The following is a 24,561-nucleotide window of genomic DNA, read 5'->3' as shown; positions in this document are numbered from 1 at the left end:
CCTCCGAGGCTGTTCAGACGATGTTGATCCTGCGCGGTACCCCCGCTCTTTCCGCCTTCCGTCATGGCAAGTTGCTGGCCCAGTTGACCGAAAAGGTCGCAGCCGTGCGTGGCCTGTATGCCGAGTTCGCCCACTTCGCCGAAGTCGATGGCGTGCTGGGGGCTGATGAACAAGAGGTATTGTCCCGGTTGCTGAAGTATGGCCCGAAGGTGCCGGTGCAGGAGCCGACGGGTCGCCTGCTGCTGGTGGTGCCGCGTTTCGGCACCATCTCGCCGTGGTCGAGCAAGGCCAGCGACATCGTGCATAACTGTGGCCTGAGCACGATCAGTCGTATCGAGCGGGGCATCGCCTATTACATCGACGGTGAGCTGAGCGAGGCCGACGTGCAGGACGTCGCGGCACTGCTGCACGACCGTATGACCCAGGCCGTGCTGGAGCGCTTCGAGGATGCGCAGCATCTGTTCAGCCATGCGCAACCCAAGCCACTGACCGCAGTCGATGTGCTGGGTGGCGGGCGCGCGGCGCTGGAGAAGGCCAACGTCGAGCTGGGGCTGGCGCTGGCCGAGGATGAGATCGACTACCTGGTGAAGAGCTTCACCGACCTGGCGCGCAACCCCCACGACATCGAACTGATGATGTTCGCCCAGGCCAACTCCGAGCACTGCCGCCACAAGATCTTCAATGCCAGTTGGGACATCGACGGCGAGAGCCAGGACAAGTCGCTGTTCGGCATGATCAAGAACACCTATGAGCTGCACCGCGAGGGCGTGCTGTCGGCCTACAAGGACAACGCCGCGGTGATCGTCGGCAATCAGGCCGGGCGCTTCTACCCCGATGGCGAGAGCCGCGAGTACGCGGCCAACCCGCAGCCCGTGCATATCCTGATGAAGGTGGAAACCCACAACCACCCGACCGCCATCGCACCGTTCCCTGGCGCCTCCACCGGCTCCGGTGGCGAAATCCGCGACGAGGGCGCGACCGGCCGTGGTTCCAAGCCCAAGGCGGGCCTGACCGGTTTCACCGTGTCCAACCTGAACATCCCCGGTTTCCAGCAGCCCTGGGAAGTGCCCTACGGCAAGCCCGAGCGCATCGTCACCGCGCTGGACATCATGATCGAAGGCCCGCTGGGCGGCGCGGCGTTCAACAACGAATTCGGTCGTCCGGCGCTGACCGGCTACTTCCGCACCTTCGAGCAGACCATCGCCACCCCGCGTGGCGAGGAAGTGCGCGGCTACCACAAGCCGATCATGCTCGCCGGCGGCCTTGGCAATATCCGTGAAGACCATGTGCAGAAGGGCGAGATTTCCGTCGGCGGCAAGCTGATCGTGCTCGGTGGCCCGGCCATGCTGATCGGCCTGGGGGGCGGCGCGGCGTCTTCGATGGCCACCGGCACCAGCTCCGCCGACCTGGATTTCGCCTCGGTGCAACGCGACAACCCGGAGATGGAGCGCCGCTGCCAGGAGGTCATCGACCGCTGCTGGCAACTGGGCGAGAACAACCCGATCAAGTTCATCCACGACGTGGGTGCTGGCGGTCTGTCCAACGCCTTCCCGGAACTGGTCAACGATGCCGGTCGTGGCGGTCGCTTCGAACTGCGCAAGGTGCCCAACGACGAGCCGGGCATGGCGCCGCTGGAAATCTGGTGCAACGAGTCCCAGGAACGCTACGTGCTGTCGGTGGACGCCGCCGACCTGGAGCACTTTGCCGCGATCTGCGAGCGCGAGCGTTGCCCGTTCGCGGTGGTCGGCGAGGCCACCGAGGAAGCGCACCTGACCGTCAGCGACGAGCACTTCGGCAACAAGCCGGTGGACATGCCGCTCAACGTGCTGCTGGGCAAGGCGCCGCGCATGCACCGTTCGGCCAGCCGTGAAGAGGCGCTGGGCGATGACTTCGATGCGACCGCCGTCGACCTGGGCGAAGCCGTCGGCCGCGTGCTCAACCACCCGGCGGTGGCCAGCAAGAGCTTCCTGATCACCATTGGCGACCGCAGCATCACCGGCCATGTGGCACGCGACCAGATGGTCGGCCCCTGGCAGGTACCGGTGGCCGACGTGGCCGTCACCGCCGCCAGCTTCGACGTCAACACCGGCGAAGCCATGGCCATGGGCGAACGCACGCCGCTGGCGCTGCTGGACGCCCCGGCTTCCGGACGCATGGCCATTGGCGAGACGCTGACCAACCTGGTCGCCGCGCGTATCGGCAAGATTTCCGACATCAAGCTGTCCGCCAACTGGATGGCCGCCGCCGGTCATCCGGGCGAGGATGCTCGGTTGTACGACACAGTGCGTGCGGTCGGCATGGAGCTGTGCCCGGCGCTGGGCATCACCATTCCGGTGGGCAAGGACTCGATGTCGATGAAGACCCGCTGGAACGAAGGCGAGGGCGAGAAGAGCGTGACTTCGCCGCTGTCGCTGGTGGTTTCCGGCTTCGCGCCAGTCACTGACATCCGCCAGACCCTGACCCCGCAACTGCGCCTGGACAAGGGCGAGACCGACCTGATCCTGATCGATCTGGGACGCGGCCAGAACCGCATGGGCGGCTCGATCCTGGCCCAGGTCTACGGCAAGATCGGTCGCCAGGTGCCCGACGTGGACGATGCCGAGGACCTGCAAGCGTTCTTCGCGGTGATCCAGGGCCTGAATGCCGACGGCCTGTTGCTGGCCTACCATGACCGTTCCGATGGTGGCCTGCTGACCACTGCGCTGGAAATGGCTTTCGCCGGCCACTGCGGCCTCGACCTGAGCCTCGACTGCCTGGTCGATACGCCGCAGGAGATTGCCTCGCTGCTGTTCAACGAAGAGCTGGGCGCGGTGATCCAGGTGCGCCAGGGCGACACCGAAGTGATCCTCGGCCAGTTCAGCGCCGCCGGCCTGGGTGACTGCGTGTCGGTCATCGGCCAGCCGTTGAACAGCGCCGAAGTCTCCATCAGCTACCTGGGCGAGCCGGTGTTCCGTGCCGAGCGCAACCAGTTGCAGCGCCAGTGGGCCGAGACCAGCTACCGCATCCAGCGCCTGCGCGACAACGCCGAATGCGCCGAGCAGGAGTTCGACGGGCTGCTGGAAGAGGACAATCCAGGCTTGCACGCCAGGCTCACCTTCGAGGTCAGCGAGGACATCGCCGCGCCTTATATCAAGCGTGGCGAGCGTCCGCGCGTGGCGGTCCTGCGCGAGCAGGGCGTCAACGGCCAGGTGGAAATGGCGGCGGCCTTCGACCGTGCCGGTTTCGCCGCAGTCGACGTGCACATGAGCGATATCCTCGCTGGCCGCGTCAGCCTGGAGCAGTTCAAGGGGCTGGTCGCCTGTGGCGGCTTCTCCTATGGCGACGTGCTGGGCGCTGGCGAAGGCTGGGCCAAGTCGATCCTGTTCAACGCCCGTGCCCGTGAAGCCTTCATCGCCTTTTTCGAGCGCCGCGACAGCTTCGCCCTGGGCGTGTGCAACGGTTGCCAGATGCTGTCCAACCTGCACGAACTGATCCCCGGCACGGAAAACTGGCCGCACTTCGTGCGCAACCGCTCCGAGCAGTTCGAAGCGCGGGTGGCGATGGTGCAGGTGCAGGAGTCGGCGTCGATCTTCCTACAGGGCATGGCCGGCTCGCGCCTGCCGATCGCCATCGCCCACGGCGAAGGGCATGCCGAGTTCGGCAGCGAGGAAGCCTTGCTGCAGGCCGACCTGTCCGGCAGCGTGGCGCTGCGCTACGTGGACAACCACGGCAAGGTCACCGAGCGCTACCCGGCCAACCCCAACGGTTCGCCGCGTGGTATCACCGGCCTGACCAACCGCGACGGCCGCGTCACCATCATGATGCCGCACCCGGAGCGGGTGTTCCGCGCCGTCACCAACTCCTGGCGTCCGGATGGCTGGGAAGAGGACGGCGGCTGGATGCGCATGTTCCGCAATGCGCGGGTGTGGGTCGACTGATCCTCGGCTTCTAGCGCGAACGACAAAGAGCCCGGTGCATCTCGATGCCCGGGCTCTTTTGTTTCGACGGGCCATCGACCCTATGGTGCGCCATGCGCACCTGAACGACGGCTATCGCTCCCCCGGCGCGCATGGCGCACCCTACGCGGTGGGTCGCCGATGGATCGCGACGCACGAGATGACGCTCAGGGAGACGAGCAGGAAGGCGGCCGCTTCCGTCAGCGTGGGCAGCCGCTGTTCCCAGGCGAAGCCGTAGATCAGGGCGAACAGGGTTTCGAACAGGATCATCTGCCCGGTGAGGGTCAGCGGCAGCAGCCGGCTCATGCGATTCCACAAGGCGTTGCCGACGATCGAGGCGAGAAAGGCCAGGCCTGCCGCCACGCCGATCAGCCTGGCCCAGGCGTCCAGCTCATGGGCTGAGTCGTGTGTGAGCGCGGCCAGGGGGATCAGCGCGAGGGTCAGGCCTCCGGTCACCAGGCCGGTCAGCAGGTTCCAGTCGTGCGGTGTTATATGGTGCAGCCTGACCAGGCAGCGGCTGTTGGCGACGGCGAACCAGGTCCAGGACACCAGCGCGCCGAGGGCGCAGCCCAGGCCGAGCACTTGTCGCCCGAGCGAGCCTGAGGCGGGCAGTGCCAGGGCCTGCCAGCCGATGCACAGGGCACCGGCACCACAGAGTGCCAGTGGCACCTTGAGTTTTTGCAGTGGCAGGGCATTGGCGTCGCGGCTGCCGATGATCATCACGGCCACCGGCAGGAAGCCGATCACCAGCGAGGTGATGGCGATACCGGCCAGTTGCACGGCAGCGCCCAGCAGGACGTAGTAGAGGATGTTGCCGATAAGCGCCAGTCCCGCTATTGCAAGCCACTCCCGGCGGCTGACGCCCGGCAGGACCTTGCGCAGCCTGGGTGCGAGCAGTGCGAAGGCGATCAGCCCGAAGAACAGGTAGCGGCCTATCGCGAGGTAGAGCGGGCTGAAGTCCCTGACCAGTTCCGGGGCGAGGAAGACCAGCCCCCAGAGCGCACCGGCCCCGGCGCCGCAGAGGACACCGGCGGGAATATTCGATCGATTCGGCATGTTTCCCCCTGTCAAACCGCGACGATAGGGCCTGTGCCGTGAAGTGTCTTGTCAAAAACTCTCGTTTTTCGGGCTTAGTGTCTTGCCTGTCGGCGGTATTGAGCGGGTGTCATACCGCAGTGCTTGCGCAGGGCGCGGGTCAGTGCGCTTTGGTCGGAGAAGCCGGCGCGATAGGCGATTTCCGCGATGGGCAGGTCGCTGCCGAGGAGCCACTGGCAGACACATTCCAGCCGGCGTTCGCTCAGCCAGGCATGGGGCGTGGTGTCCAGTTCCTGGCGAAACAGGGCATGCAGGCGGCTCGTGCTCATGCCCGCGCGGACAGCCATGTCGGCCACGCTCCAGCCGAATGGCGCGGCCTCGGCCTGGGCGAGCAGGGAGGCCAGGCGGGATGCCGGGCGTGCGGGCGTTTCGAAGAGTGCATCGAGCAGCAAGGGTGTCCACAAGTCCGTGCGCCGGGTGGCCGAGTCGTTGGCCAGGGCGGCGGACATATAGCCGATCAGGTGGGCTGCCGCAGGTGTGACGGGCAGGAAGCCGCGCGCCGACAGCCGCTCCCGGGCTTGGGCATCGAGGCCCTGCACCGGTACATCGACGATGAGCGAGCGATTGGCGTACTGGCTTTCCTGGGCATGGCGCAAACCCGCGGGCACGCAGGCGGCCCGCATCCGGTCGAGGCGTGCGCCCTGGCCTTCGATATCGATCTCGAGCGAGCCGCTCAGCGGCAGTACGAGTTGTGCGAACGCATGGCTATGGGCATGGCTGTCGCGGCCATAGCTGCGGATCGCGAGGTCGATGGTGGTGGGGGCGGTGTCCTGCATCCTGGTGCCATCCGTCGAGGGAAGCGCTTGGTGAGTGTCTACTGCGGCATTCTTCATGGCCCTCCGCTGGCGCGCAAGCAGGGGCGCACCAGCGGCTGGGTGTGTGTTACCCGTCAGGCCCAGTTCTCGGGTTGATTGATGTAGTCGGTCAGTTCGCGCAGGCGTCCGTGATCGCGGCCGTTGAAGGCGAAGCTCAGGCGCGGCATGCATTCGAGTTCCGGCTCGTCCAGCTCCGACTCTTCGCAGGTGCGCTGCTCGAAGCCGCCACGCAGGCACAGGTCTGCGAAGTGTTCATGCAGGTGTTCGAGGGCCTGGGGATTCAACGGGTGGTTCATGCGGATGACGAAGCTCTGCTTCACGCGTCGGCTGGAGTGGAAGTTGCGATAGAAATCGGCGATTTCCCGCGTGGCATCCTCGACGTTGTCCACCCGGCGCATCAGGCGCATGTCGGTGGGTAGGACGTAGCGGTTGTCCACCAACTGCTGCTCCATGAATTTCAGTGCGTCCTGCCAGTAGCTTCCACCCGGTTCGTCCAGTAGCACGATGGGCACCAGCGGGCTCTTGCCGGTCTGGATCAGGGTCAGTACTTCCAGTGCTTCGTCCAGGGTGCCGAAGCCGCCGGGGAACAGCACCAGCGCGTCGGCTTCCTTGATGAAGAACAGCTTGCGCACGAAGAAGAAGTGGAACGATAGCAGGTTGTCGGTGCCGCCTACTGTGGCGTTGGCGTGCTGTTCGAAGGGCAGGGTGATGTTCAGCCCCAGGCTGTTGTCCAGCCCGGCGCCTTCGTGGGCGGCCGCCATGATGCCGCCGCCGGCGCCGGTGATCACCATCAGGTCGTAGCGCGCCAGGGTCTGGCCCAGCTCCCGCGCCATGGCATACAGCGGGTGTTCGAACGGTGTGCGTGCGGAGCCGAATACGGTGACCTTGCGGCGGCGCTTGAACTGCTCCAGGCGGCTGAAGGCACGCTCCATCTCGCGCATGGTCTGCAGCATGATCTTGGCGTCCCAGCGGCTGCGGTCGGCCTGGGCCATGTGCATCACCGTGGCCAGCATTTCGCGGTAGAGCGACTGGTTGGGGCTGTTGTTGGGCACCGCCAGGCCGATGAGTTCGTCGAGCCGGCTGGACAGGTCGACGGCGTTGGTCTTGACGTGGCGGGAAAGGTAATCATCCGCTTGGAACGGCATGTGAAGTCTCCATCTGTGCCTGGGCGCAGGGTGTACGGGCACACCCTGCGGCTATCCGTGAACGGGTTCTCAGAACCTGTTCACGATCTGCTGCGCGTCGGCCCTGCTGCGTTAAAAACAGGCTCAAAATGCTCATTTACCACCTGTAAACTGCGCTTTTTCGCCTGTTTTTGCCTTGCATGGCTCTAGCTCGCGAGATCGTGAACGGGTTCTCAGATCGCGACGCGATCTCCGGGTTCTGGAATATTGGCCTGCAGGCCCAGTCGCTCCTGCAATACCTGCTGCAGGGTCCGCATCTTCTCCAGCTCGCCATGCACCAGGTACAGCTCCGGGCGTGGTTCGAAATGGCTGATCCAGTCGACCAACTGCGACTGGCCGGCGTGGGCGGAGAAGCCGCCGAGGGTATGCACCTTGGCGTTGACCGCGATGCGCTGGTGCAGCAGTTTCACGGTCTTGGCGCCGTCGACGATGGTGCGCCCGAGGGTGCCCTTGGCCTGGAAGCCGGGGATCACCAGGTGACACTCCTTGCGCCACAGGTTGTGCTTGAAGTGGTGAAGGATGCGCCCGCCGTTGCACATGCCACTGCCGGCGATGATGATCGCGCCGCTCTTGAAGCGGTTGATGGTCATCGATTCTTCCGCCGTCTGGGTGTTCTTCAGGATCGGCAGCCATTTCTCGATGCGCCGGCGGCCCTTGTCGAAGTCGCCGATGGCCTCCACGCCGCTCTGGTCCAACTGGTCCTGGAAGCGTGCGTAGACCTTGTTGGCGCCGATCGCCATGGGGCTGTCGAGGAACACCGCCTGCTGCGGCAGCCGGCCTTTCTGGTAGAGCAGGCCGAGGTAGAAGATCAGGTCCTGGGTGCGCCCCACGGCAAAGGACGGCATCAGCACGTTGCCGCCGTCGCGGTGGGCTTGCTGCAGGATGTCCTCGAGTTCGTCCAGGGTGGCCTGGTGGTCGCGGTGATCGCGGTCGCCGTAGGTCGACTCCATCAGCACCATGTCGGCCTGGCGCAGGATGCTCGGGCCTTTCATCAGCGGCGCGGTGGCATTGCCGAGGTCGCCGGAGAACACCACGCGGCGTGTCTGGCCGAAGTCCTCGATATCCAGTTGCACGATGGCCGAGCCGAGAATGTGCCCGGCGTCGAAGAAGGTCACGTTCACGCCAGTGGCGACCTCGACGGTCTGCTCATAGGCGTGTGTCGTACGCTGGCCGAGCATGCGTTCGGTGTCGGCGCGGGTGTAGAGCGGCTGCACCGCCGGCTTGCCCTGGCGGGCGCGCCATTTGCTTTCCCACTCGGCGTCCTTCTCCTGGATATTGGCCGCGTCCATGAGCATCAACTCCAGCAGTTCGCCGGTGGCTTCGGTCATGTGCACCGGGCCCTTGTAGCCGGCGGCCACCAGTTTCGGCAGCAGGCCGCTGTGGTCGATGTGGGCGTGGGACAGCACCACGGCGTCGAGGGTGCGTGGGTCGAAGGCGAAAGGCGTCCGGTTGCCTTCCTCCTCCTGGCGGCGCCCCTGGTGCATGCCGCACTCCAGAAGCACCTTGGCGCCTCCATGGGTTTCAATGAGATAGCAAGAGCCTGTTACCTGTTGGATGGCGCCAAGGAAGCTGAGCAAAGCCATAATACGTTCCTGTCTGTACTACGATGGTGGCTGCATACGCGTGCTGGAGTCTTGATGCATATCAGCGATGGAACCGTACGCGCTACCTAGACTAGAACGCAACCAGTCAGCCAATGGAGTGAACCATGAGTCAGCTACTGCCCAGCCTTGCCGAGCTGGACCAACATGCCAGCGCACAGGTGGAGTTCGCCACCTGGCGCGCCGGTTATGGTCCGTTCGAGCATGCACCGGAAACCCAGGCGGCGGCCTACCGCCTGGCGCACCAACTGGTGCAGGCCGGGCTGCAACCGGATGTCGCGGCCGTCTACCGCAGCCTGCAGGCCATCGACCGCCTGGCCAGCGCCGGGCTCTGGCTGGTGGCGCACATGACCTACGCACGGCGCCTGAAACTGGACGGCGCGCCGCTGGAGGCCGACGACTTCAAGGTCAATCCCGAAGGGCACACCGGTGGTGCCCTGAACATGGTGCCGGCCTACGCCGGTTACCTGGGGTTGAATGCGCTGACCGGCAAGACCCGTGGCTGGCTGATGGGCCAGGGCCATTGCGTGGCGGCCATCGACGCCCTCAACGTGCTGTTGGGCAACCTGCACCCCGAACAGGCCGAAGCCTATGGCAATGGCGAGCAGGGCCTGAACCGTCTGCTGAGCGATTTCTACGGCTATCGCCAGGCCAGCGACGGCAGCCCCCTCGACCCGCTGGGCAGCCACGTCAATGCGCATACCGCCGGCGGCATCATCGAGGGTGGCTACCTGGGCTTCGCGGAACTGCAATACGCGCACGTGCCGCTGCCCGGTGAAACACTGGTGGCCTTCCTCTCGGACGGCGCCGCCGAAGAGCAGCGCGGCAGCGACTGGATTCCACGCTGGTGGCGCGCCGAAGACTGCGGCGCTGCACTGCCGGTGATGATCGCCAATGGCCGGCGCATCGAGCAGCGTACCCAGCTCGGGACACTGGAAGGCCTCGAAGGCTTCCGCCAGCATTTGTCGCAATGCGGTTTCGACCCCATCACCTTCGACGGGCGCGACCCGGCGGCATTCGTCTGCACCCTCTGGGAGATGGAGCACCGGCTGGCGCGGCGGGTCGAGGAGCGCGAGCGGGGCATCCTGAATTACCCGCTGCCGATTCCCTATGGTATCGCCGAGACGGTCAAGGGCTTCGGTTTCTATGGCGCGGGCAGCAATGCAGCGCACAACCTGCCGCTACCGGGCAACCCGCACAGCGATGCGGCTGCACGCGCGCTGTTCAATGAACATGCTGCCCGTCTGTTCGTCCCGCAGGACGTGCTGGCCCATGCCCTCGAACTGATCGAGGGCAGTCGCGAGGGGCGTCCGCTGGAGCGTGACAACGCCATGGCAGTGCGCCGACCGCATTCTCCGCACCTTCCCGACCTGCACTACCGCGCCGACGCCTGCTCGCCTATGTCCGCGGTGGACCGCTTCTTCGTCGACCTGACCCAGGCCAACCCCGACCTGCGCGCACGCGTGGGCAACCCGGATGAACTGGCCAGCAACCGCCTGGGCGGTGTGCTCAAGGCGCTCAAGCACCGTGTCACCGACCCCGAGAGCGATCTGGAGGCCGTGGATGGGCGCATCATCACCGCGCTGAACGAAGAGGCCGTGGTCTCGGCCTGCCTGGCCAACCAGGGTGGTCTGAACCTGGTCGCCAGCTATGAAGCCTTTTGCGTGAAGATGCTCGGTGCAGTGCGCCAGAGCATCATCTTCTCCCGTCAGCAGAAAGAAGCGGGTCGCCCCGCAGGCTGGCTCGGCTGGCCGTTGATCGCCACCTCCCATACCTGGGAGAACGGCAAGAACCAGCAGTCGCACCAGGACACCACTTTCTGCGAGGCCTTGCTGGGGGAGATGAGCGACACCGTGCGCGTGTTGTTCCCGGCGGACCACAACAGCACCCTGGCGCTGCTGCCCTCCATCTACAGTGCCCGCGGCGAGCTGGCCTGCATGGTCATCCCCAAGCGCGAGCGCCCGGCATTCTTCAGCCGTGAGCAGTCCGAGCAACTGGCGCGCGATGGCGCGATCCTGGTCAGCGAGCATGACGGCGAGGAGCCGGTGTTGCTGATCGCCAACGGCAGCTACCAGTTGAGCGAGATGTTGCGTGCGGCGAAGCGCCTGGAAGAGGCCGAGTGCGCCTATCGACTGGTCTATCTGCAGGAGCCGGGACGTTTCCGTGCACCGCGTGACCGTTGGGAGGACGCGGCACTGGCGGGCAATGCGCTGGTTTCGCGACTGTTCCCCGAGCGCATGGAGACGCGCATCCTGCTGACGCACATGCGTCCGGAAGTGGCGCGTGGGCACCTGTGGACCATCCTGCCGGATGCGCGCAAGTCGTCGGTGCTGGGTTATCGCAACCGTGGCGGTACGCTCGACGAAACCGCCATGCAGTTCGCCAACCGTGCGTGCTGGGCCAATGTCCTGGCGGCCTGTGCGCGTCTGCGCAACGTGCCACGCACCGCGCTGCTGACGCCGGAAGAAGCCGCCGCCGTGGCGGGCAAGGGTGACCCGGCGGTGCTCAGGTAGCGCTGTAGAACCTGTTCACTATCTTTCGAGGCAGCGCGTCTGCGCACCGGCTTCTAGACGCCGGTGCGCATGGCGCACCCTACATAGGCTTGGCAATCGGTATAAGGGTAGGGATGCCGTAAAGAGCGTGGATCGGTGCTTAGATCCCGCAATCCTTGGCGTTGTAGCGCTCGGTGGCGATGCGCTTCTCGGTCTTGTATTCGCTGAATTCGAAACGCAGCACCGCGCCTTGTGACAGCAGTTCGCGCAGGCCCGCGTTGTTGCAGACGCTGGCGCCGAGCTGCTTGCGCACGTCGTCCGGGTTGCTGCGCATCTGCGCGGCATGGCTGGGCTGTACGCTGAGGTGGTTGACCAGTTCGTGTTTGTCCACGCTGTAGCCCTGGTCGAGGATGTCGGCATTGATGGCGCGAGGCGTGCCGACGCTGCTTTCGCGTGCGACCTTGGTAAGTAGCTCGTCCAGTTTCTGCTCCTTCAGGGATGCCGCATGCACGGCTGGAATGGCGAGGGTGAGGGCGAGCAAGGTGGCAAGACGGTACATCAGTGATCTCCCGGAAAGCTGTTTGAGGACTGCAAGGGGTTCGACCGGAGCAGTCGGCGTCTGTTCAGTCGTGCATGAGGATAGACCAGGCGGTAGACTGCGCGCCCCCTGATCCGGTGTTGTCCAGCATGCCCCATGCCGTCGCCCGGCTGCGCGAGGAGCGACTCGCGCGTAGCCTGAAGCCATTCGTTGCCCGTGGTTCGCGGGCCGAGCGTTGTCCACGCTGCCGGATCGTGCCCAGTCATTGTGCCTGCGCCTGGCAGCCCGAGCCTGGGGCCGAGGCGGGCGTATGCCTGTTGATGTATGACGTCGAATCACTCAAGCCGACCAACACCGGCTGGCTGATCGCGGATGTGGTCGCCAGCAGCCATGCCTTTATCTGGTCGCGTACCGAAGTCGATCCGCGATTGCTCGAATTGCTGGCAGACCCGCAATGGCAACCCGTCGTGGTGTTCCCGGCGGAGTACGCCGCGCCGGAGCGGGTGGTGGACAGGGTCGACACGCCAGAAGGCAAGCGGCCGTTGTTCATCCTGTTGGACGCGACCTGGACCGAAGCCCGCAAGATGTTCCGCAAGAGCCCTTACCTGGATGGTTTCCCGGTGCTGTCGTTGCAGCCTGAAAGCCTTTCGCGCTACCGCCTGCGCCGTTCGACCCGTGGTGAGCACCTGTGCACGGCGGAGGTCGCGGCCCTGTGCCTGGAGTTGGTCGGGGAGGCGCGAGCTGCACAGGTGCTCGACAATTGGCTGGACGTATTCACCGAGCATTACCTCGGTGCCAAGCGACACTTCTCGCCGGATATCACCAACGCGGCGCATCGCGCCCTCGAGCGCGACTGAGCGCGGCAACCTTTGGGGCCCGTCCCGCTTACGGCTGTTGCAGGCTCGTGCCCACCTTGGCCTGTGGCTTGATGGGCCACAACTGGGCGATCAGCATCCCGGCGAGCATCAGCACGCAGCCCAGGTAGCCGCGCAGGTGCAGGCTTTCATCCAGGAACAGGGCGCCGGCGATGGCTGCGAAAACGGCTTCCAGCGACAGGATGATGGCGGCATGCGAGGCAATTGCATGCTTCTGCGCGACCACTTGCAACGTGTAGCCGACACCGACCGCGAACAGCCCGCCATAGAGCAGGGCCGGTGCCGCCAGGCGGATATTCTCCAGGGTGGTCTGCTCCAGCAAGAGTCCCAGCAGCAGGCTGACCACGGCGCAGGTGGCGAATTGCAGGAAGGCCAGGCGGATGGCGTCGTAGCGGCTGACGAAGAAGCTGACCAACAGGACGTGGATACCCCAGACAAAAGCTCCCGCCAACTGGATCCAGTCACCCGAAGCCACGGTGAAGCCTTCCCCGATACTCAGCAGCGCCATGCCGCCAACGGCCAGGAGCGCTCCAAGCCAGGTGCCCAGCCCGGTGCGCTGGCCGATGAAGATACCGAGGATCGGCACCACGACCACATACAGGCCGGTGATGAAGCCGGAGTTGGTGACCGAGGTGAACAGCAGGCCGACCTGTTGCAGGTTGATGCCGAGCGTCAGCGCCAGGCCCATGGCGACACCCCCGAACAGCAAACCCCGGTTGAGCAGGGGCGCGTGTGCTTGCGCCTGGTGGCGCTGGCGCAGTAGCAATGGCAGCAGGACCAGGGCGCCGAGGGCGAAGCGCAGGCCGGTGAACATGAAGGGGCCGAGGTTGTCCATGCCGATGCGCTGGGCGACGAAGGCCGTACCCCAGATCATCGCGGTGATCAGCATCAGAATATCGGCGCGTAGGCTCAGGTTGCGCATCTATCGGTGGCTCGTCGCGGGAAAAGCGCGAACTTTGCAATAAAGCACGAGACTTGACCACTTATTCCGGGCTGGGCATCCTTGTTCGGCTCGATTGACCCATGTCAGCGGCTCGCGCGCTGACCGTTGGCAGTGCGAGGCGCGTCAGTACATACTCGCGCCAGTGACATACCCACTTCTGCCGGCATGGTGCCGACAACGATCCGAAGATCGTGTCGAGACACCTAAAAAAATAAAGGTCTGCCAATGGCTGCTTACGAAATTATCATCGCCGACGACCACCCCTTGTTCCGCAGCGCCTTGCAACAGGCGCTCACCATGGGGCTGGGTGACAATGTCCGTCTGGTCGAAGCGGCCAGCATCGCTGAACTGGAAGCCCTGCTGGACCAGGGCGCGTCCTGGGATCTGGTGCTGCTGGACCTGAACATGCCAGGCGCCTACGGTTTTTCCGGCCTGGTGCTGCTGCGCGGGCAATACCCGCACCTGCCGGTGGTCATGGTCTCCGCACTGGAAGACCCGGCTGTCGTCGCGCGCTCGCGCGAGTTCGGTGCCAGTGGCTTCATTCCCAAGTCGAGCCCCCTGGAAACCATTCAGGAAGCCGTCCGTGCGGTCCTCGACGGCGACGTCTGGTGGCCGAGCAATGTCCAGGAAGTCGCTCACCTGAGCGATGAGGCCAAGGCCGCCAGCGAAGGTCTGGCCAGCCTGACGCCGCAGCAGTTCCGCGTGCTGACGATGGTCTGCGATGGCCTGTTGAACAAGCAGATCGCCTACGAGCTGAGCGTTTCCGAAGCCACCATCAAGGCCCACGTGACGGCGATCTTCCGCAAGCTGGGCGTCCGCACCCGCACCCAGGCCGCGCTGCTGCTGCAACAGATGGGCTCGATCCCGAGCTGATCGGCCCCTTCCTTTCTGCCGTTCTCAGACGATGGGCGGCAGCACGATCTCATCGCTGCGACGTACTCCCGCTGTCAGGTTCAGGCACTGCTCGATGAATTCGCGCATGGCGGCGGTCTGGTACTTCAGCGAATGCCAGATGAAGTAGAAGCGCCGGCTCAGGTCGAGTTCGGGCGTTTCCAGCGCGACCAGGCTGCCGTTACGGAACTCGTCGCGCAGTGCCAGCCTGGAGATGCAGCCGATACCGATGCCAGACTCGACGGCGCGCTTGATGGCCTCGGTATGTTCCAGTTCCAGGCGGACATTGAGCTTCCCCGGACGGTGGCGCATGGCCTGGTCGAAGGTCAGGCGGGTGCCCGAGCCTTGCTCACGCAGAATCCACGTCTCCTGGCAGAGTTCTTCCAGGGACACTTGGCCGCGCTTGGCCAGCGGGTGACGGGGCGTACAGAACACCACCAGTTCATCCTCCACCCAGGGCATGACCTCGACGTCTGGATGCTGGCAGGCACCTTCTATAAGACCCAGATCAAGTTCATGATGCGCCACCTGGTGGACAATCTGCGCCGTGTTGTGGACGTGCAGGGCGACCTTGCAGCCAGGGTGGCTCTGCATGAAATTGCCGATCAGCAGGGTGGCCAGGTAATTGCCGACCGTCAGCGTCGCGCCGACCTCCAGTGAGCCGAAGCCGCTCTTGCCATCGAGCAGGTCTTCGATGGCGCGGGCCTGGTCGAGCAGGGCCATGACCTGGGGCAGCAGTTGCCGGCCCAGAGGATTCAGGCACAGGCGCTTGCCCATCCGATCGAACAACTGGCAGGCCGATTGGCGCTCCAGCTCGGCGAGCGACGAACTGGTGGCCGACTGGGAGAGGGAGAGGTATTCGGCGGCTTTCGATACGCTTTCCTGGCGTGCCACGGCGGCGAAAACCTGTAATTGCCTCAAGGTAAAGTGCATATCTATATAACCGATAACCTATATCTTTAATATTTACTTAACGGATATTCTCTGCGTCTATAAACTACCGCGCAATAGTGCCAACCGAACGGCGCGGATCTGCAACGAGGAAACTTCAAGACATGAGCAACATGAATGTCGAGCGCGTGCTCAGCGTCCATCACTGGAACGACACGCTGTTCAGCTTCAAGTGTACCCGCGACCCGGGACTGCGCTTCGAGAACGGCCAGTTCGTCATGATCGGCCTGCAACAGCCCAACGGTCGCCCGTTGATGCGCGCCTACTCCATCGCCAGCCCGAACTGGGAAGAGAACCTCGAGTTCTTCAGCATCAAGGTGCCGGACGGCCCGCTGACTTCGCAGCTGCAGCACCTGAAGGAAGGCGACGAGATCATCATCAGCAAGAAGCCTACCGGCACGCTGGTCCTCGATGACCTGACTCCTGGCAAGCACCTCTACCTGCTCAGCACCGGCACTGGCCTGGCGCCGTTCATGAGTGTGATCCAGGACCCGGAAACCTACGAGCGCTTCGAGAAAGTGATCCTGGTACACGGCGTACGCTACGTGAATGAAGTGGCCTACGAGAACTTCATCACCCAGGTCCTGCCGCAGAACGAATTCTTCGGCGAAGCGGTGAAGGAAAAGCTGATCTACTACCCGACCGTTACCCGCGAGCCGTTCCGCAACCAGGGTCGTCTGACCGACCTGATGCGCAGTGGCAAGCTGTTCAGCGACATCGGCCTGCCGCCGATCAATCCGCAGGACGACCGCGCGATGATCTGCGGTAGCCCGAGCATGCTGGATGAAACCAGCGAAGTGCTGGACAGCTTCGGCCTGAAGGTTTCCCCGCGCATGCGCGAGCCGGGCGATTACCTGATCGAGCGGGCTTTCGTCGAGAAGTAAGTCTTGGCGGAGCGTGTCGAAGGGCCGGGAGATGCGAATCTCCCGGCCTTTTTATTGGCTGCGGTTTACAGGTAGGGTGCGCAGCATTTCTTGAACTTCGCTCCGCTGCCACATGGGCAGGGATCGTTGCGGCCTGCCGGCAGTGGCACGGTCGGGTCGATGAAGTACCAGCGCCCGTTGCGCTGCACGAAGGTCGAGCGCTCGTGGTGGGCGTGATTGCCGGCCATGTCATGCCAGCGCGCGGTAAAGCTGACGTGTGCATGCTCCGGTTGTGCGCCGAGCAGCCGGCATTCTTCGACCTCCAGCCCCAGCCAGGTGCTTTCCTGGCTCCATTGTCTGATGGCATCCAGATCGATGCGTGCCTGCTGGCTCGGCAGCGTCGTCGCATGCAGATAGTCGATCAGCCCCAGCACATAGGCGCTGTAGCGCGAGCGCATGAGCTGCTCGGGAGCTGGTGCGGGGTGCCCGGTGTGATAGCGACCGCAGCACTCCGCCAGTCGGTCGCCGCTGCCACAGGGGCAGGTGCCTGGATAGGTCGGGATGGCATTTTCCATATGAGCCTCTTGCGGGGGACGGCGGGGGTGGAGCTTTACCGTCGATACGATAACGGGGAGGTGTGCAGTCTACCTGCTGGGTGTTTGGCCGGGGCGTCCGGCCGGGGCCATCGCATGAAGCATTTCTCCCTCTCCCCAGCCCTCTCCCGCAGGCGGGAAAGGGGGTAAAGGTAGAGTGATCTTCATGGGCTTGCCCGGCGCATCCGGCAATCTTCGCTGGCGCTTCGGGCTGTGCGGGGTATCATAGCGGCCCGCCGTACTACTGAAGATACATACAGTCTTTCGTTCATGCTCAGTCCCGAACTCAAGTCCCAGATCCAGGGCGCCTACAGCCGTTTCCTCGAGGCCAAGGGCCTCAAGCCGCGCTATGGCCAGCGCCTGATGATCGCCGAGGTGGCCAAGGTGTTGGGCGCGATCAAGCATGACGACGAGGGACGGCGTGACGGTGAGCCTGCGGTGGTGGCGGTCGAGGCGGGGACCGGTACTGGCAAGACGGTCGCCTACAGCCTGGCGGCGATTCCCACGGCGAAGATGGCCGGTAAACGCCTGGTGATCGCGACGGCAACCGTGGCCCTGCAAGAGCAGATCGTGCACAAGGACCTGCCGGACCTGATGCGCAACAGCGGCCTTAACTTCAGTTTCGCCCTGGCCAAGGGGCGCGGTCGTTACCTGTGTCTGTCCAAGCTGGACATCCTGTCCCAGGAAGGCCAGGCGCAAAGTGCCACGGCGCAATTGTTCGAGGAAGAAGGCTTTCGCATCGACGTCGACGAGCGCAGCCAGAAGCTGTTCGGCAGCATGATCGAGAAGCTGGCCGGCAATCGCTGGGATGGCGACCGGGACAGTTGGCCACAGGAGCTCGAGGATACCGACTGGGCGCGCCTGACCACCGACCACAGCCAGTGCACCGGCCGGCATTGCCCCAATTTCCAGCAGTGCGCGTTCTACAAGGCGCGCGAGGGCATGACCAAGGTCGATGTGATCGTCACCAACCACGACATGGTCCTGGCTGACCTGGCCCTGGGCGGCGGTGCGGTGTTGCCGGACCCGCGTGACACCCTTTATGTCTTCGACGAAGGGCATCACCTGCCGGACAAGGCCATCGGCCATTTTGCCCACTTCACGCGCTTGCGTTCGACAGCCGACTGGCTGGCGCAGATCGAGAAGAACATGACCAAGCTGCTGGCGCAGAACCCGTTGCCAGGGGACTTCGGCCGGTTGGTGGAAGGCTTGCCCGAGCTGGCCAGGGATTTGCGGACCCAGGTGCAATTCATGTTCAGTGCCTGCGAACAACTGGCCGACTTCAAGGCTGGCGAGGACATGGATGGGCGCGAGCGCCCACGGCATCGCTTCATCGGCGGGGTGGTGCCGGAGCATCTGATCGAGCTGGGCATCGAATTGAAGAAAGGCTTCGGCAAACTTACCGACCTGTTCACCCGACTGGCCGAACTGCTCAAGGAAGCGATGGACGGCGAGGCGGGCGGCGGTATCGCCAGCCACCAGGCCGAGGAATGGTATCCGTTGTTCGGCAGTCTGCTGACCCGCTCCCAGGGTAACTGGGAACTGTGGGGCGCCTTTACCTGCGAAGACCCGGAAGGCAGTCCGCCGATGGCGCGCTGGCTGACCCTGGCGGACAGCGGGGCGCTGTTCGATATCGAGGTCAACGCCAGTCCGATCCTGGCGGCGGAAACCCTCCGGCGCAATCTGTGGAATGTCGCCTACGGCTCGCTGGTGACCTCGGCGACGCTGACGGCGTTGAATACCTTCGACCGCTTTCGCATGCGTGCCGGCCTGCCCAAGGCGGCGGTCACGGCGGTGGTGCCGAGCCCGTTCCGGCATGCCGAGGCCGGCGTACTGCGTGTGCCGGACCTCAAGGCCGATCCTCGGGACGCCACCGCGCACACGGCGGCTATCATCCGTGAACTGCCACGCCTGGTGGAGGGCGCGCGAGGGACGCTGGTGCTGTTTTCCTCGCGCAAGCAGATGCAGGATGTCTTCGATGGCCTGGAGCGCGATTGGCGTCGGCGGGTGCTGATCCAGGGCAACCTGTCCAAGCAGGAGACCCTGAACAAGCACAAGGCGCGGGTCGATGACGGGGAGCCGAGCGTGCTGTTCGGGCTGGCCAGTTTCGCCGAGGGTGTCGACCTGCCGGGTGCCTACTGCGAGCATGTGGTGATCGCCAAGATTCCCTTCGCGGTACCGGACGATCCGGTCGAGGCGGCGCTGGCCGAATGGATCGAAGCGCGGGGCGGTAATCCCTTCATGGAGATCGCCGTACCGGATGCCTCCTTGCGTCTGGTCCAGGCCTGCGGGCGTTTGCTGCGGACCGAAGAAGACCGTGGCGATATCACCCTGCTCGATCGGCGTGTGGTGACCCAGCGCTATGGCCGGGCCATCCTCGATGCCCTGCCGCCGTTCCGGCGGCAGATCGAATAGGCTTTATTGAACTGCACGATTCAAGCGGGAGTGGCTTTCTCGCCAGCAGGCGCTTCGGCCTCGCGGGGCAGGCGTAACTCGCGCATGTCCGCACCGCTCGGGTGCTGGAACACGCGCAGGCCGAACTCCGGCAGGATCGCCAGCAGGTGGTCGAAGATATCCGACTGGATGCCTTCGTACTCGGTCCAGGCCACCGTATTGGTGAAGCAGTAGATTTCCAGTGGCAGGCCATCGGCGGTCGGGCTGAGTTGGCGCGCCATCAGTGTCATGCCCTGGTGGATGCCCGGATGGCTGCGCAGGTAGCGTTCCACATAGGCGCGGAAGCTGCCGAGATTGGTCAGGCGGCGGGTGTTCACCGGCTCCTCGCCGCGCTCGGCAAGCCTGGCGTTCCAGGCTTCGATTTCCTGCTTCTTGGTTTCGACGTACTGCTCCAGCAGGTTGAAGCGGCGTAGCCGCTGGCGCTCGTCCGTGTCGAGAAAACGCACGCTCTGCTGGTCCAGGTAGAGGCTGCGCTTGATGCGCCGCCCGCCACTTTCCTGCATGCCGCGCCAGTTCTTGAACGAGTCGGTGATGAAGCGCTTGGTCGGGATGCTGGTGATGGTCTTGTCCCAGTTCTGCACCTTGACCGTGTGCAGGGCGATGTCGATCACGTCGCCATCGGCGTTCAATTGGGGCATTTCCACCCAGTCACCGACGCGAATGATGTCGTTGGAGGTGATCTGTACGCTGGCCACCAGGGACAGGATGGTGTCCTGGAAGATCAACATGAGCACTGCGGCCATGGCGCCCAGGCCGGACAGCAGGATCAGCGGCGAGCGGTCGATCAGGGCGGCGATGATCAGGATGGTGGCGATGGCGTAGATGGCGATCTTCAGGACTTGCAGGTAGCCCTTGATCGGGTGCTGGCGTGCATCCGAGCGACGCTGGTAGATCAGGTTGATGATGTCCAGCAGGGCGCCGATGGCCAGGGCGATGGTCAGTACGATAAAGCCGCTGCAGACGTTGCGCACCACCGTCACGGCGGCTTCCGGCAGGCCGGGCACCGCTCCCACGCCGATCGACAGCACCAGCGCTGGCACGATATTCGACAGGCGCTTGATGATGCCGAAGTCCTGCACATGGCCCTGACGGTTGTGTTGCAGCAGGTGATAAAGACCACGTACCAGGATGCGCTTGACCAGCCAGTTGGAGACCCAGGCGGCGACGATCAGCGCCGCGCAGGCGAGCAAGGTGTGCAGTTCGGGATGATTTTCCAGCCAGGCGAGCCAGACAGCCCATTCTTCACGCATAAACAGCTCCATAAGCAATTGACGGACCCGTGGACCATAACAAATAGGTTCGGCCCGTTGAAACCGGGAGTCTGCTTGGAGCGGCCAGGGGCGTGAGGGTTCAGCCGCGATTGGTCACGAGGTAAGCATCATGCTTTTCAATGTGTCGGATAGCACTTGCCGGTAAGCAAGACCGGTGGCGCTACCGACATCGCATGGATTCCCGCCTTTGCGGGAATGACGGGGAGTGGGGATACACGAACCCCCTGCATCCGTCGTCCCCGCGAAGGCGGGGACCCAGCGACAGGAGTCGGTGCGCAAATCAGCGAATGAATTCCTTGCTGATGGCACGGAATTCATCGGTTCCGGCCTTTTCCAGCCATTCGAAGACGACCATCTCCCGCGAGACGATGGTCGCGCCGGCCTGTCGCATGCGTTTCAGTGCCAGTTTCTTGTCGGAGGCACGGCGCGAGCTGACCGCCTCTTCGACGATAAAGACCTGGTTGCCGCGCTCCAGCAGGTCGAGCACGGTCTGCAAGACGCAGACATGGGTTTCGCAGCCGCAGATAATGAACTGCTGGCGCTCGCCCCCCGGCAGTTTGAACAGCTCCCCGCTGCGAGCCGCGGAGAACTCCAGCTTCTCCAGGATGGCGTCGGCGGCGATGCCTTCGCGCAGGCTGGCGGTGGTCAGGCCGAGGCCCTTGGTGTACTGCTCGCTCAGGAGTACCGGAATGCCGAGGCGCTGGGCGGCCCGGATCAGCCAGCCGCTGTGTTCGATCATGGCGTCGCTGTCGAGGATCACCGGCAGCAGGCGTTCCTGGATATCGATGACGAGCAGGGTGGAGTCGTTCGCTTTGATCCGCATCTTGTTGTTCTTCCTGGATTCAATGGAAAGGACGCCCTGGCGGCCATGGCCAGGGCGGCGAAACGGGAGGTTATTTTTTCACCCAGTTGCCGTCGAGCTGGATGAATTGCCCGCTGGGGGTTTTCTCGATGGCTTTCTTGCCGGCAATGACTTCCACGTCCTTGATGGCGACGCCGTTCTTCTGGGCGACACGCTGGTATTCGGCGCGGCGGGCCTGGTTGATCTGGCTGGCGATGGACTCGGCATCGCCGCTGGAGCGCACCACGCCCAGGTAGCCGTCGGGCTTCTCGCCCACCAGGCCACTGGCCTTGGCATCGCCGAGGGCGGACATGGCCTGGTTGAGGTTCATGGCTGCCGCAGGCAGGCTCAGGCACAGGGTCAGCAACAGGGTTCCAAGTGTGAATGGCTTGTTCATGGCTAGTCCTCAGAAAAGGCCGCTGTCTTCGTTGATGATCGAGTCCAGGGCCTTGTCGACCTTGATGTAGATCTCGTGCTCGATCTTCACGTTCAGGTTGATATTGATCGGTTCGCTGGGAACCGCCAGTTCGACACGCGGGGTACAGGCGCTGACGAGCAGGGCCAGGGTGAAGAGGATCAGGGGCGGTCGCATGGAGATTCTCCTGTCTCAGGGGGCGGTCTTGTCGCGTTGCAGGCTTTGCTGTACACGCCGCTGGATGGTTTCGCTCACTCTATCGCTCAATTGCAGACTGGTCAGCAGGGCGGGGATGTCTTCTTCCAGGTTGATCGAGAAATTGATCGGGCGCCCGCCTTCCAGCGTCGGGTTGTTGCCATGCAGGCGCAGGCCGAGTTGCAGCTTGCCGCGCTCATCATAGCGGACATCGCTGTCGAGACGGCTGTAGTGGAAGTCGTCCAGGGCTTGGGCGACGATTTTCATCGCCGGGTTGGATTGCCCCAGTGCCTGTATCTTCGCCGAGCGGAAGCGCAGGATGCCTCCGGGTTCGCGGGCGCTCAACAGGCCCTGGTCGACGCTGTAGCCCGCCGCCGAGCTGCGCAAGCGGGCATTGCCGTCGATGATGCCGGTGCCCGCCAGCCCCTCGGCCGGATAGGCGCGCAGCAGCTCCGGTATCTGCAGTCCTTCGAGGTGCAGGGCCAGGCGCTGCTCGCTGGCTGCCAGGTCGATATCGCCCGCGTCCAGCCAGAGGTGCCCGCCCAGCAACCGGGTTTCAGCGGTTTGCCATTGCAGGTGGCCCGCTGCCGGTTTCTGCAGGGTGGCCTGGTACTGGCCCTGCCAGCGCAGTGGGCCGATGGGAAAGCCTACATTGAGTTGTTGCAGGTTCAGTCGCGCATCCTCTACGCGCAGCGCCTGCCCCGACAGACGTGCCTGTGCCGCGATGTCCAGTCCGCTCAGTTCGCTGCGCGCATAGATGCCGGCAAGCCCTTTGGCGTCCAGTTGCAGGCTGGCGGTCATGTCGGCGGTGGGAGACCAGTCGAGCCTGGCCTTGGCGTTAAGGCGGCCATTGTCCAGAGCCAGGGTCTGTGGCCAGTCGCTGAAACTGCCTGACAGTGGGTTGCCGGCGCGGAAGAAGATTTCCTGCATGTCGGCTGTCACGGCGAGTACGCCGGTAGGGGATCTATCCACCTTCAACTGCAGGCCCAGGCCCGCATCGTTGCTTAGGGGGCCTTGCAGAGCCACCTGGCCATCATGCGCCTGCAGCTTCCCTTGCCATTGCCAGCCCTGGGGTTTGAGAGCGGTATGGGAGAGCTTCTGCACACTCAGCTCGGGAGACGCTTGCAGCGTGATGACGGGGCCTTCGGGTGTCGTGGGTTGCAGCGCTGCGAGGAGCTGTGCGTCTTTCAGCTTCAGGTGCAGTTTCTCGCCAGACCAGTCGCTGGCGTTCACCTTGCCCAGGGTCAGGTTCGAGCCGTCCGTGAGTCGCAGTTCGGCTTTTTCGCGGTCGATGCTGGCATTGAAACGCAGCGTCCCGGCCAGCGCGTTCAGCCGGTGGTCGAGGATGGCCAGGTTGCCCGCACTCAGGCGCAGTTGCCCGTCTTGCAGGTCGAGGCGGTAGTCAGGGGCGGTGGTGTGCAATTGGAGGGCGCTGTCCAGTCGCAGGTCGAGGTTGCCCTTGCTCCGTAGCTGGACGTACAGGGGCAGGGTGCCTGGCGCTTCCGGCTGTACCTGAGGCGTGACATCCAGGGTCAGTTCAGAGGGACGTGTATCCGGGGGAAGCTGCTCCAGCAGGCTGGGTGGCGGTTGCCAGGCGAGGGCTGCGCTCAGGCTGGATGGTAGCCACAGACCGTCTCGGCCCTGTATCCGGGCATTGAGATTGCCCTTGAGCAGGCCGAGTCCTGGCAGTGGCCAGTACTCGGGCAGCGCCAGGTCCAGGTTGGCCTCTCCGGAAAGGCTGTCCGTGCCGCGCAGGGGCTGGTCGAGTGCCCAGCTTGCGACCATGTGCATCTGTTCTGGAAGGCTGGGCAGCGCCTGAGGCACCTGCGGAAGCCAGGGCGAGAGCCAGGCGAGCAGCCAGGGCGCCTCCGGCAGGCTGCCCATGGTCATGCTGCCGGTCCAGCGTTCGGGGCCGGAGGTGATCAGGTTGTGCAGGAAGATACGGGGCTGCCCGTCCAGGGAAAGCCTGGCGTCCACTTGCAGGTCCGCCACCTGGCTCGGCACGGCCTGGATGGCCAGGGTCAGGCTGTGCATGTCCCGTTGTGCGGTCAGTTCGATTTCAACCGGCAGCAGTTCCTGGCCACCGTGTTGCCAGTGCAGGGCAAGGCTTTCCCGGCACTGGCCCGTGGCGCAGGGCAGTTCCAGTGCGATGTCTGGCAGCGTGCCCTGTTCCGGTATCCAGGCTGCCCATTGCTGGAGCATCGCTGGGTCGATGCTGTCTGACGCCGCAGTGGCGGCTTGCGGTTCGCCGGGGTGTATGGCGATGAGCAGGTGGTCGATATGCAGCGAACGCAGCGGCAGGGGAGAGAACAGGCTGTGCGTGTCCAGGCGCAGGCCTTGAGCTGTAAGGGCACGCTGCTCGCCGTTTGGCAGCGCCTGTTGCAGGGTGAGGCTTTCCAGTGTGATGCCGGTGCGGGCGATACCCAGGCCCTTCCAGTCGAGGGCCGTGATGCCGTTCGCTTGCTTCACCGCGTGCCAGCGCTGTTGCCCATAAAGGCCGGCGATGATCGCCAGCATGACGATCAGTGCGGCCGTACAGAGTAGCCACCTGAAGCTTTTACGCATGGAGAATCGCTCCGTTCCTGGGCGTGTGCGGCATGATTGTGCAG

19 protein-coding genes are annotated in these 24,561 nt (G+C 64.3%); 6 read left to right on the top strand and 13 right to left on the bottom strand.

Annotated elements, in window-relative coordinates; all coding sequences use genetic code 11:
• Positions 1-20 precede the first annotated feature (20 nt).
• Complete coding sequence (gene purL / locus HW090_RS05210) at positions 21-3,917, top strand: phosphoribosylformylglycinamidine synthase (RefSeq protein ID WP_179112478.1); 3,897 nt, start codon at positions 21-23, stop codon at positions 3,915-3,917.
• 141 nt (positions 3,918-4,058) lie between these two features.
• Here purL and HW090_RS05205 read toward each other — a convergent pair whose 3' ends face one another.
• From HW090_RS05205 to HW090_RS05190, 4 genes are all read right to left on the bottom strand, one after another.
• Positions 4,059-4,991: a DMT family transporter gene (locus HW090_RS05205; protein ID WP_179112477.1), complete on the bottom strand. Its 933-nt coding sequence runs from the start codon at positions 4,989-4,991 to the stop codon at positions 4,059-4,061.
• A gap of 74 nt (positions 4,992-5,065) precedes the next feature.
• Positions 5,066-5,806, bottom strand: coding sequence for an AraC family transcriptional regulator (locus HW090_RS05200; protein ID WP_179112476.1), 741 nt, complete (start codon positions 5,804-5,806; stop codon positions 5,066-5,068).
• 113 nt (positions 5,807-5,919) lie between these two features.
• Positions 5,920-6,990 (bottom strand): TIGR00730 family Rossman fold protein, encoded by a 1,071-nt coding sequence (locus tag HW090_RS05195; protein ID WP_179112475.1) that lies wholly within the window; start codon positions 6,988-6,990, stop codon positions 5,920-5,922.
• A 212-nt stretch (positions 6,991-7,202) separates the two neighbouring features.
• A complete protein-coding gene (locus HW090_RS05190) occupies positions 7,203-8,612 on the bottom strand; it encodes an MBL fold metallo-hydrolase RNA specificity domain-containing protein (protein WP_179112474.1) in 1,410 nt (469 codons plus the stop codon).
• Between the two features lie 125 nt (positions 8,613-8,737).
• Between HW090_RS05190 and HW090_RS05185 the strand changes: the two genes are divergently transcribed.
• Positions 8,738-11,143: a xylulose 5-phosphate 3-epimerase gene (locus HW090_RS05185; protein ID WP_179112473.1), complete on the top strand. Its 2,406-nt coding sequence runs from the start codon at positions 8,738-8,740 to the stop codon at positions 11,141-11,143.
• Positions 11,144-11,282: 139 nt separating this feature from the next.
• Here the strand turns inward: HW090_RS05185 and HW090_RS05180 are convergent, their stop codons facing one another.
• A complete protein-coding gene (locus HW090_RS05180; protein ID WP_179112472.1) occupies positions 11,283-11,681 on the bottom strand; it encodes a PA3611 family quorum-sensing-regulated virulence factor in 399 nt (132 codons plus the stop codon).
• Between the two features lie 128 nt (positions 11,682-11,809).
• On the opposite strand from HW090_RS05180, the gene HW090_RS05175 reads away from it, so the two are divergent.
• Entirely contained in the window at positions 11,810-12,517 is a 708-nt protein-coding gene (locus tag HW090_RS05175; RefSeq protein ID WP_179112471.1) for a tRNA-uridine aminocarboxypropyltransferase, read from the top strand.
• A 28-nt stretch (positions 12,518-12,545) separates the two neighbouring features.
• On the opposite strand, the gene HW090_RS05170 is transcribed toward HW090_RS05175, so the two are convergent.
• Positions 12,546-13,457: a DMT family transporter gene (locus tag HW090_RS05170; RefSeq protein WP_179112470.1), complete on the bottom strand. Its 912-nt coding sequence runs from the start codon at positions 13,455-13,457 to the stop codon at positions 12,546-12,548.
• A 246-nt stretch (positions 13,458-13,703) separates the two neighbouring features.
• Here HW090_RS05170 and erdR point away from each other — a divergent pair, with 246 nt between their 5' ends.
• Complete coding sequence (gene erdR / locus HW090_RS05165) at positions 13,704-14,351, top strand: response regulator transcription factor ErdR (protein ID WP_179112469.1); 648 nt, start codon at positions 13,704-13,706, stop codon at positions 14,349-14,351.
• Positions 14,352-14,375: 24 nt separating this feature from the next.
• Here erdR and HW090_RS05160 read toward each other — a convergent pair whose 3' ends face one another.
• A complete protein-coding gene (locus HW090_RS05160) occupies positions 14,376-15,302 on the bottom strand; it encodes a LysR family transcriptional regulator (RefSeq protein ID WP_179112468.1) in 927 nt (308 codons plus the stop codon).
• A gap of 122 nt (positions 15,303-15,424) precedes the next feature.
• Here HW090_RS05160 and fpr point away from each other — a divergent pair, with 122 nt between their 5' ends.
• Positions 15,425-16,204: a ferredoxin-NADP reductase gene (gene fpr / locus HW090_RS05155; protein WP_179112467.1), complete on the top strand. Its 780-nt coding sequence runs from the start codon at positions 15,425-15,427 to the stop codon at positions 16,202-16,204.
• A 65-nt stretch (positions 16,205-16,269) separates the two neighbouring features.
• On the opposite strand, the gene HW090_RS05150 is transcribed toward fpr, so the two are convergent.
• Positions 16,270-16,758, bottom strand: coding sequence for a YchJ family protein (locus tag HW090_RS05150; protein ID WP_179112466.1), 489 nt, complete (start codon positions 16,756-16,758; stop codon positions 16,270-16,272).
• A gap of 288 nt (positions 16,759-17,046) precedes the next feature.
• On the opposite strand from HW090_RS05150, the gene dinG reads away from it, so the two are divergent.
• Positions 17,047-19,191 (top strand): ATP-dependent DNA helicase DinG, encoded by a 2,145-nt coding sequence (gene dinG, locus HW090_RS05145; RefSeq protein ID WP_179112465.1) that lies wholly within the window; start codon positions 17,047-17,049, stop codon positions 19,189-19,191.
• A gap of 20 nt (positions 19,192-19,211) precedes the next feature.
• Here dinG and HW090_RS05140 read toward each other — a convergent pair whose 3' ends face one another.
• From HW090_RS05140 to HW090_RS05120, 5 genes are all read right to left on the bottom strand, one after another.
• Positions 19,212-20,480, bottom strand: a complete 1,269-nt coding sequence (locus tag HW090_RS05140) for a mechanosensitive ion channel family protein (RefSeq protein ID WP_179112464.1) — start codon at positions 20,478-20,480, stop codon at positions 19,212-19,214.
• Between the two features lie 301 nt (positions 20,481-20,781).
• The gene (locus HW090_RS05135) at positions 20,782-21,324 is read right to left on the bottom strand and encodes a hydrolase (protein WP_179112463.1); all 543 of its coding nucleotides are present in this window, start codon (positions 21,322-21,324) and stop codon (positions 20,782-20,784) included.
• Between the two features lie 70 nt (positions 21,325-21,394).
• Positions 21,395-21,739 carry a YdbL family protein gene (locus tag HW090_RS05130; protein ID WP_179112462.1) on the bottom strand — a complete coding sequence of 115 codons (345 nt, stop codon included), beginning with the start codon at positions 21,737-21,739 and terminating at the stop codon, positions 21,395-21,397.
• A gap of 9 nt (positions 21,740-21,748) precedes the next feature.
• On the bottom strand, positions 21,749-21,934 hold the full coding sequence (locus tag HW090_RS05125; protein WP_179112461.1) for a YnbE family lipoprotein: 186 nt from the start codon (positions 21,932-21,934) through the stop codon (positions 21,749-21,751).
• Between the two features lie 15 nt (positions 21,935-21,949).
• The gene (locus HW090_RS05120) at positions 21,950-24,517 is read right to left on the bottom strand and encodes a YdbH domain-containing protein (protein ID WP_179112460.1); all 2,568 of its coding nucleotides are present in this window, start codon (positions 24,515-24,517) and stop codon (positions 21,950-21,952) included.
• Positions 24,518-24,561 lie beyond the last annotated feature (44 nt).

It is taken from the genome of Pseudomonas sp. ABC1, from assembly GCF_013395055.1.
Lineage (GTDB): Bacteria > Pseudomonadota > Gammaproteobacteria > Pseudomonadales > Pseudomonadaceae > Stutzerimonas.
Note: the sequence above shows the minus strand (reverse complement) of the source record. Positions and strands in the feature narration are given on the sequence as shown.